Annotated in this window: 8 protein-coding genes and 1 pseudogene; 8 read left to right on the plus strand and 1 reads right to left on the minus strand. The window is 57.0% G+C overall.

Features of this window, described 5'->3' with window-relative positions:
• Positions 1 to 480 (minus strand): ribosome biogenesis GTP-binding protein YihA/YsxC (gene yihA, locus A3730_RS26640; RefSeq protein WP_063539317.1); only part of this gene is annotated, 480 nt, incomplete at its 3' end.
• A gap of 373 nt (positions 481 to 853) precedes the next feature.
• Between yihA and A3730_RS26645 the strand changes: the two genes are divergently transcribed.
• The 8 genes and pseudogenes from A3730_RS26645 to A3730_RS26680 all read left to right on the plus strand — a co-directional run.
• On the plus strand, positions 854 to 1,147 hold the full coding sequence (locus A3730_RS26645) for a cytochrome c5 family protein (protein ID WP_063521625.1): 294 nt from the start codon (positions 854 to 856) through the stop codon (positions 1,145 to 1,147).
• Between the two features lie 23 nt (positions 1,148 to 1,170).
• Entirely contained in the window at positions 1,171 to 1,824 is a 654-nt protein-coding gene (locus tag A3730_RS26650; protein WP_063521624.1) for a cytochrome c, read from the plus strand.
• 167 nt (positions 1,825 to 1,991) lie between these two features.
• On the plus strand, positions 1,992 to 2,627 hold the full coding sequence (locus A3730_RS26655) for a thiol:disulfide interchange protein DsbA/DsbL (RefSeq protein ID WP_063521623.1): 636 nt from the start codon (positions 1,992 to 1,994) through the stop codon (positions 2,625 to 2,627).
• Positions 2,628 to 2,630: 3 nt separating this feature from the next.
• Positions 2,631 to 3,530 (plus strand): endonuclease/exonuclease/phosphatase family protein, encoded by a 900-nt coding sequence (locus A3730_RS26660; RefSeq protein ID WP_063539315.1) that lies wholly within the window; start codon positions 2,631 to 2,633, stop codon positions 3,528 to 3,530.
• Positions 3,531 to 3,606: 76 nt separating this feature from the next.
• The gene (locus tag A3730_RS26665; RefSeq protein ID WP_063520616.1) at positions 3,607 to 4,143 is read left to right on the plus strand and encodes an NUDIX hydrolase; all 537 of its coding nucleotides are present in this window, start codon (positions 3,607 to 3,609) and stop codon (positions 4,141 to 4,143) included.
• Between the two features lie 542 nt (positions 4,144 to 4,685).
• On the plus strand, positions 4,686 to 6,665 hold the full coding sequence (locus A3730_RS26670; RefSeq protein WP_063539316.1) for a hypothetical protein: 1,980 nt from the start codon (positions 4,686 to 4,688) through the stop codon (positions 6,663 to 6,665).
• Positions 6,666 to 6,706: 41 nt separating this feature from the next.
• Positions 6,707 to 7,363: a hypothetical protein gene (locus tag A3730_RS26675; RefSeq protein ID WP_063520923.1), complete on the plus strand. Its 657-nt coding sequence runs from the start codon at positions 6,707 to 6,709 to the stop codon at positions 7,361 to 7,363.
• Positions 7,364 to 7,752: 389 nt separating this feature from the next.
• Positions 7,753 to 8,660 (plus strand): annotated as a pseudogene (locus A3730_RS26680) (hypothetical protein); the annotation flags it as partial.

Consider the following 8,660-nt stretch of genomic DNA (forward strand, 5'->3'; position numbering starts at 1 on the left):
GATGATGGACATCCGCCACCCCCTCAAGGACTTCGACCTGCTGATGTGGATAGGCATGTTGGCCTGGGCTGACCATTCCAGCATCAGCAGGTCGAAGTCCTTGAGGGGGTGGCGGATGTCCATCATCAATACCAGGCCCACCAGTGCCTGGCGCTCGGAGAGATAATGATCCAGGTGTTCCTGCCACTCATTGCGCTTGGACTTGGAGACTTTGGCATAGCCGTAACCGGGCAGGTCCACCAGGCGCCGTTCTTCGTCCAGCTGGAAGAAATTCAATAGCTGGGTTCGGCCCGGCGTTTTAGAGGTGCGAGCCAGGGTGCGTTGCCCGGTGAGCCGGTTGATAGCGCTGGATTTACCGGCGTTGGAGCGCCCGGCAAAGGCCACTTCCAGCCCTTCATCGGGTGGGCATTGGTCCAGGCGCTGGGCGCTTTGCAGGAACAGGGCCTGGTGGAGCATTTTTTCCATGGGGTGCATGGGCATAGCAAAGGGCCTTTGGGTCGGGTCAGGGGGGCTATTCTTGCTGTCTCGCCTGCGGCTGGCAATGGATACCCACAGGCAAGTGAAAATGAAGGGCCGCAGAGTGCGCCGTAAATGGCCAATCCGCACGTTCGAGTCGACCTTTCTGCCCGTTCTGATGCGGCGAGGGGGTGACTTGGCTTGTCTATACCCCTACCCTTCACATGGAATATGACGGCGCCCACCGGACTGGTATATAATCCTGCCCGCTTGTTCCTTAACGGCATATTTAACGGTATGTAGCGGTGTGTTAAGGGCAGCCGACGTTCTACAACGGTTTGCCTGCAACGGCAAACGGACTTCGCCAGCGGCGACGCCAGCATAGAAGAGGTAGGGTATGAAGGGTTTTGTAGCAGGTATTGCAATGGTTCTGGTGATGGGGGCTGCCAATGCAGCAACCGTAGAGGAGCGTTACAACAGCAGCTGTACATTCTGTCATTCCTCCGGCGCCGCTGGAGCTCCGATCTCTCATGATGAAGCTGCCTGGAAGCCACACCTGGATAAAGGTATGGATACGCTGGTGAAGCACGTGAAGGAAGGGTTCAACGCCATGCCGCCAAAAGGCATGTGCAACGACTGTAGCGACGAAGAATACCGTGCTCTGATTGAGTACATGTCCAAAAGCAAATAAGACGCTGTACTGAAGGATAGGCCATGAAGTTTTTCAAACTGTTCGTGCTGATGGCTGCTGCTGTGGCAGCCACCCAGGCCATGGCGGCCGGTGATGCTGAGGCAGGCAAAGCAAAAGCCGCTCCCTGCGCCGCGTGCCACGGTCAGGATGGTAACAAGACCCTTACCGGGACTTACCCGAAACTGGCTGGCCAGGGGGAAGAGTACCTGGTTAAACAGCTGGAAAATTTCAAGTCCGGCGCCCGTGAAAACGCCGTCATGCAGGGCCAGGTGGCCGGTATGAGCGAGCAGGACATGCAGGACGTGGCGGCCTTCTACGCCAGCCTGACCCCGGAAGCCGGGCAGGCCAGCGCTGACTGGGTGGAGCAGGGTGAACAGCTCTACCGCGGTGGCGATATGGCCAACGGTATTCCGGCCTGTTCCGGTTGCCATGGCCCGGCAGGGCAGGGCATCGATGCGGCCAAGTACCCGCACCTGGCCGGCCAGAACGCCCAATACGTGGAAGACCAGCTGAAAGCCTTCCGTGCAGCCGGCCGTAACGACCTGGGTGATGGCATCATCAAGCGTACCAACGATTCTGACAACGATGCCCCGGGCATGATGCAGACGGTGGCGGCGAAGATGACCGATACCCAGATCAAGGCCGTAGCAAGCTTCATCTCCGGGCTGTCCAAATAGGGCGGTTGGGTTACGGTTTGTAGAAAAGGCAGCCTGCGGGCTGCCTTTTTTATGGCCAACATGAAAAGATATGGCTCTGATTGAGTGTCGATTGCACTCATCCAGGGAGAAAAATGCCGTCCGGGTTGTCTCATTGGGCGGAAACCAACAAGAAAGGAGAGGATTGCATGTTTCGCATTGTGACGGCTTTGCTGCTGAGTCTGGGGCTGGCGACCGGAGTTGCTGCCGCTGAGGAACACACCCGTTTTGCGGTTGATACCCACTACAAGATTCTGGATGTGCCGGGCGCCGTGGATGATCCCAGCAAGGTGGAAGTGCGGGAATTCTTTTCCTATGCCTGCCCGCATTGTTATTCCCTGGAGCCTTCCGTTGACGCGTGGCTGAAAACCAAACCGGATTACATCAACTATGTGCGCACGCCGGTGTTGTTCCTGCGTAATGCCGAGCCGCTGGCCCGTGCCTATTACGTGGAAGAAGCCCTGGGCCTGGTAGATGAAATCCACGGTCCGCTGTTCGACGCGATCCATAAGCACCGTGAGCCCCTGTTCAATGAACCGGCGCTGGCCAACTTCTTCCGCAAGTACGATGTGGACCCTGCCGAGTTCAACAAGCTGTACGGTTCCTTCGGCGTGTCTACCAAGATTCGTCAGGCTGACGCGCTGACCAAGGCTTACCAGATCCCCGGGGTGCCGAACTTCGTAGTGAACGGCAAGTACCTGGTGATGCGTGAGAACCTGAAGAGCGATAAAGAGCTGTTCGCCGTGATTGAGTATTTGGCGAACAAGGAAAAGAAAGGCGGCTGATCGATGCTTCTTGATCGTGCCAGACTGGCCTATCGTGATTGGAAAGCCCGCCCTGCGGGCTTTTCCTTCGCAAGGGAAGGGGTAAGAAAAACCCGCCAGACACGGGAAGTGTTGCTCCCTGACACGGTGAAGCTGATGAGCTTCAATATCCAGGCGGGTATCGGCAGCCAGAAATTCGGTGATTACATTACCGGTAGCTGGAAACATCTGGTGGCGCATCCGCGCAGCGTGGAAACCATCGAACAGATCGCCGAAGTGCTAAGCCACTTCGACGTGGTAGGCCTGCAGGAAGTGGACGGCGGCAGCCTGCGTTCGCGCAACATGAACCAGCTGGTCCACCTGGCCTCCATGGCCGATTTCCCCTTCTGGCACCAGCAGTTGAACCGCAACCTTGGCCGCCTTGGCCAGTTCAGTAATGGCTTTCTCAGCCGGCACCAACCGTTTGAAATCACCGATCACCGTTTGCCCGGGTTGCCCGGTCGCGGAGCGATCGTGATCAAGTACGGTCACCCGATTCAGCCGTTGGTTGTGGTTGTGGCGCACTTGGCGCTGGGTGAAAAGGTGCGTAATACCCAGTTGTCCTACCTGTCCCGCTTGTTGGCGGACTACAAGTACGTGGTGATGATGGGTGATTTCAATTGTCGCCTGGATCATCTGGACAATTCGCCGTTGGCAGCCCTGGGCTTGCAGACGGTGCAGGCGGATAACCTCAATACCTATCCCAGCTGGGCCCCGGATCGTCATATCGACCACATCCTGTTATCGCCGGAGTTGGAGAGTCGCCACACCCGTGTGCTCGCCGACTGCCTGCTGTCGGATCACCTGCCTTTGGCCACGGAAATTGTCATTCCTGATGAGGTTGTCGCGGCCACCCGGGAGCATCGGCTGCCGTTGATTAGCTAAGCGGTTATTGCGGTGAAGCCGCCGCCGGCCGCCAACATTCCATGACACTGTCATCGTCTCGGGGCAGGCTGTAGCCATGACAATATTCCGTTCCCTGCTTCTCCTTTCTGTTTTGCTGCCGTCGCTGCAGGCGCTGGCGGACTGTCCCCGTGTGCCCGGCCAGGAAGATGACCGGCGGGCCAATGCCGGCTGCCTGATTGTTCGTGATCAGCAGGTGTTGCTGATCAGCCATCGCTGGGGTGGAAAGCTGGGTGTACCCGGTGGAACCCTGGAGCCGGGGGAGTTGGCCCAGTGCACGGCGTATCGGGAAACCCTTGAAGAGAGCGGTGTGCGGGTTGTAGTGGGCGAGCGCTTGCAGGTGATGAAAAACGGCTTTCACTTGTATCGCTGCCACCTGCAACAACCCGTGGATAGCGGTGGGCCAGTGGATGTGCCTCGCTCGGGACTGGCCGAAGTCTCGGCTATTGACTGGTATCCGTTATCGTCACTGAGCAAGGCGCGTTGGCGTTTCGAATACCAGTTTGAACAATTTTTGCAGGTGGCAGCTGAGGCTATGCAGGGTGGGACAGCACCTGATCCGGATTCCGCCAGTAACGGACAGCCGGAGAAGTGAGGCCCTCTTTTGTCAGCCAGCTTCGATGAGTGATGCAGCCCATGCCGGGGGGCTCCCGGCCACTGCTTTCCTTCCAGGCGTACTCGAAACGGTCTCCCCGCCATTGATCCCGCTTTTTGTCCGCTCTTCAGCTGCTTGCAATCAAGACTGACGCGCATTCATTAATGCTCTAGGGAACCTCTGAAAAACTCCTTGCATGCTCAGCGTGGCCTGAAGCGTGCAGCTGTTTCGTCTTGTCTTGATGGTCAGGGTGGTTCCCTTTCCGAGAGGCAAGGCGCAGCAGATGTGCGCTTCAGGCCACGCCCTTCGGGTCATTCAGGCTGGCCCGCACTCGTTGTTGCGCTTTTTCGATGGATGGACATACACCTTCAAAAGCACGCCTAGATTGCGAACCAGCCTGAAAGACTGGGTACGCAAGGAGTTTTTCAGAGGTTCCCTAGCAACAACTTCTCTGACGTTATACCCCATATGGGTGATGCGAGCTCGATGGTGGCCCCATAGATTAAGTATTGAAAAAAACTGGGGTGATCGGAGACATCACAATGAAACATACCTTCAAGATCGCCAGTCTGGCGTTGGCGGTTGCCATCGCTGGTTGTGGCGGCGGGGGCGGCAGTAGTGGGGCCGCGCCCAGCAGCAAGCCCAAACCGACCGGTACACCGGTTGCAGGGAGTGCGGTAAAAGGGCCTCTGGCCAACGCCGCAGTGACGCTCTATCAACTGGATTTCAATGCAGACGGCGGTGCTGGCAACCAGCTTGATACGGGCAGTACCAATGGCAGTGCGGCCTTTTCCGGGGTCAGCATCCCTGCTGGCACCACAGGTGATGTGCTGGTTGAAGTTCAGGCCGATGCGGATACCGTTGACCTGACCACCGGCCAGGCGCCGGTCATCACCAGGCTGTTGTCTGTCACTTCGGCAGAAGCGGTTGCCAATGGTGAAACCAACTACCCGACGCCGTTGAGCACCCTGGTGGTCAAGATGGCGTTGGCCAACGCGGACAACACAGACAGCGGTTTCGCGGGTGATGACAATGGCACGGTGAGCGCCGCTGAATGGACCGCCGCCCTGAAGCTGGCGAAAAGCAAGGTGCGCAGCCAGTTCGGCTTTGGCCTGCTGGACGACAGCGTGGACCTGCTGTCTTCCCCGCCGCTGATTACCAGCGACCAGGATGACCAGGAGAAGGTTGTAAAACTACGTACAGCGGTGGAGGCAGTGGCGGCGCTGATGGCCGACATGGCGGAGGCTGCCAAGACCGAGAACCCGAACAGCACCGAAACAGCGGACTCCATGTTCGCGGCCCTGTCTGAAGACCTCAACGATGGTCAGGTGGATGGGCAGAGCGAGGGTGAAGTCATTGCCACCTTTGCCAACATCGCGGATGTGGCAGCAAAGGTCACCCAGGATCCTTCTTCACTCACTATCCCCGGTTCCAACAAGACCGTATCCCAGGTAGCCAGTGTGGTGGCTGAAGAAACGGCAGATACCGGCGTGGACGCGGATACGTCTACTGCCGAGAACACCACCACGGTTATCGAGCCGGCAGAAACCGAAAGTGATATCGATCAGGATGGCATGCCGGACAGCAGTGATGATGATATTGATGGCGATGGCCTGCTCAATGAACAGGACAGTGCTCCCTATAATCCGGACCGCGACGGTGATGGTGTTGTCGATGGTGAAGATGCCTTCCCGGATGATCCGGCCGAAATCACAGACAGTGATAGCGACGGTGTTGGCGATAACAGCGACGCTTTTCCCCAGGACCCCAGCGAGACAGTAGATTCCGACGGTGATGGTGTTGGGGATAACGGTGATGCTTTCCCACAAGACCCATCCGAGTCACTGGATAGTGATGAAGATGGCGTCGGCGATAATATGGACGCGTTTCCGAATGACCCCACCGAAACCGTGGATAGCGATAACGATGGTGTCGGCGACAATGGCGATGTGTTCCCGAACGACCCCGAAGAAACCACAGATACGGATGAAGACGGAGTGGGCGACAACGGGGATGCCTTCCCCGAGGATCCCAACGAAACGATTGATTCCGACAATGACGGCGTGGGTGACAACAGCGACGCCTTTCCCAATGACGGTACGGAAACCTCGGATAGCGATGAGGATGGTGTCGGCGATAACAGCGATGTCTTCCCGGACGACCCGGCTGAAACGGTGGATAGCGATGCCGATGGAGTGGGTGACAATGGGGATGCATTCCCCAATGACCCCAACGAAACACTGGACAGCGACGGCGATGGTACCGGGGATAATGCTGACGACTTTCCCAATGATCCGGATGAAGCCGTTGATAGTGATGGGGACGGTGTAGGCGATAACGCGGACGCCTTCCCCAATGACGCGACTGAAAGTGTCGATGCAGATGGTGATGGTTATGGTGCCGATACCGCTGACCCGGACGACGCCGACCCCTGTAATCCGGATCCAAATGCCACGGCCTGTGGAGGCCCCGCGCCCGCCGTCTGGAATGAGTTCAACTGGGATGAAGCCAACTGGCAGTGAGGCCGTTGGTAAAAGCACAAAACCTAATGAGGGTAAGAGACATGAAAAAAGTAATTCTGACAGGCCTCACCGCAGCGGTATTGAGCGCCAATGCCATGGCCGGTGATGTGACTGGCTACACCGCCCCGCTGTCCGGCCAGGCGGCTACCGCGGCTGGTGTCGATGCCAACTTTCAGGCCCTGATCACGGCCATCAACGATAATAATCAGCGTATTGCCGCCCTTGAGGCGGCGAGCGGTGAGGTGGCAGATTTGGCCGATATCGTGAGTGGAGCGACCTATAAATTGTACTTCTCTGGCGGCATCATCGAGCTGGATGACGGTGGCGGTGCCAATTTGGAACGTTTCGGCGGAATTGCCGATCTGACGTTCAACGGTGACGGTTCCCTCAGCGAAACGTTCAGTGAGCAGGGCCGGTTCATCAGTCTGGATGCCAATCAGTGTAGCGGTGAAGGTGAGAATTTCAGCTGTGACCACTATGTTGATACCTGGAATGACAATGAAACCGGCGGCGGTTCCTGGTCTGTGAGTGGCCAGACTCTCAATGTGACCTGGAGTGACGGTGATTCTGAGTCGTTTAGCCTCTCTTCTGATGGCAACGTTATTACCTCAGGTGGTGGCGGCCTCGACGAAGGGGATGGCACTTCGGGGCTTGAGACTTTCGTGGCGGTGGGGATAAGGCTGGGCTCGCCAGAATAACTCAGCTTCAGAAACAAAAAAGAAATGCCTTAACCCGCAACGGTTAGGGCATTTTTTTTGAGAATAGCAGTGATAGGGGGCTCCGTTTGATGCTTACGTGGTATGCAAAAAATAGAAAATGTAAGCATTTGGCCATACTTAGGTGTAGTCATTTTCGCACAAGAAATTCTTTGTGATGTATGTCACACATTGATACCGTTTCGTCCGTTTAGAACAAAAAGGGAAAGGGAAATTAAATGAAAAAAGTATTTGTTTTTTCCCCTCTTGTGGCCGCAATTTTTCTTTCTGCCTGTGGTGGCGGTGGCGGAAGTAGCGGTAGTGGAGGGAGTGCATCGCCTGGTACGGCAGTCACAGGGGCGGCCGTTAAAGGTCCGCTGGCGAATGCGGCTGTGTCGCTTCATCAACTCGATGCCAATAGTGTTGATGGAAAAGGGCAGTTGTTGGATCGAGGCGACACGAATGCGAGTGCTGCATTCTCAGGCGTTACGGTTCCGGCTAGCGCCAGTGGCAATATTCTGGTTGAAGTCGTTGCGGATGCGGACACCGTTGATTTGACTACCGGGGCGGAGCCTGTCATTACGCGATTATTGTCTGTGACAACCGCAGAAGACGTGGCTGCGGGCAAGACTAACTACCCCACACCGCTTAGTACCCTGGTGGTCAAGATGGCGTTGGCCAACGCGGACAGCACAGACAGCGGTTTCGCGGGTGATGACAATGGCACGGTGAGCGCCGCTGAATGGACCGCCGCCCTGAAGCTGGCGAAAAGCAAGGTGCGCAGCCAGTTCGGCTTTGGCCTGCTGGACGACAGCGTGGACCTGCTGTCTTCCCCGCCGCTGATTACCAGCGATCAGGATGACCAGGAGAAGGTTGTAAAACTACGCACAGCGGTGGAGGCAGTGGCGGCGCTGATGGCCGACATGGCGGAGGCTGCCAAGACCGAGAACCCGAACAGCACCGAAACGGCGGACTCCATGTTCGCGGCCCTGTCCGAAGACCTCAACGATGGTCAGGTGGATGGGCAGAGCGAGGGTGAAGCCATTGCCACCTTTGCCAACATCGCGGATGTGGCAGCAAAGGTCACCCAGGATCCTTCTTCACTCACTATCCCCGGTTCCAACAAGACCGTATCCCAGGTAGCCAGTGTGGTGGCTGAAGAAACGGCAGATACCGGCGTGGACGCGGATACGTCTACTGCCGAGAACACCACCACGGTTATCGAGCCGGCAGAAACCGAAAGTGATATCGATCAGGATGGCATGCCGGACAGCAGTGATGCGGATATTGATGACGATGG

It is taken from the genome of Alcanivorax sp. HI0044 (assembly GCF_001634945.1).

Excerpts from the sequence above, each read along its gene's own strand:
- A3730_RS26660 (WP_063539315.1), top strand. The coding sequence starts at position 2,631 with ATGCTTCTTGATCGTGCCAGACTGGCCTATCGTGATTGGAAAGCCCGC.
- A3730_RS26670 (WP_063539316.1), top strand. The coding sequence starts at position 4,686 with ATGAAACATACCTTCAAGATCGCCAGTCTGGCGTTGGCGGTTGCCATC.
- A3730_RS26650 (WP_063521624.1), top strand. The coding sequence starts at position 1,171 with ATGAAGTTTTTCAAACTGTTCGTGCTGATGGCTGCTGCTGTGGCAGCC.
- A3730_RS26665 (WP_063520616.1), top strand. The coding sequence starts at position 3,607 with ATGACAATATTCCGTTCCCTGCTTCTCCTTTCTGTTTTGCTGCCGTCG.
- A3730_RS26655 (WP_063521623.1), top strand. The coding sequence starts at position 1,992 with ATGTTTCGCATTGTGACGGCTTTGCTGCTGAGTCTGGGGCTGGCGACC.
- A3730_RS26645 (WP_063521625.1), top strand. The coding sequence starts at position 854 with ATGAAGGGTTTTGTAGCAGGTATTGCAATGGTTCTGGTGATGGGGGCT.
- A3730_RS26675 (WP_063520923.1), top strand. The coding sequence starts at position 6,707 with ATGAAAAAAGTAATTCTGACAGGCCTCACCGCAGCGGTATTGAGCGCC.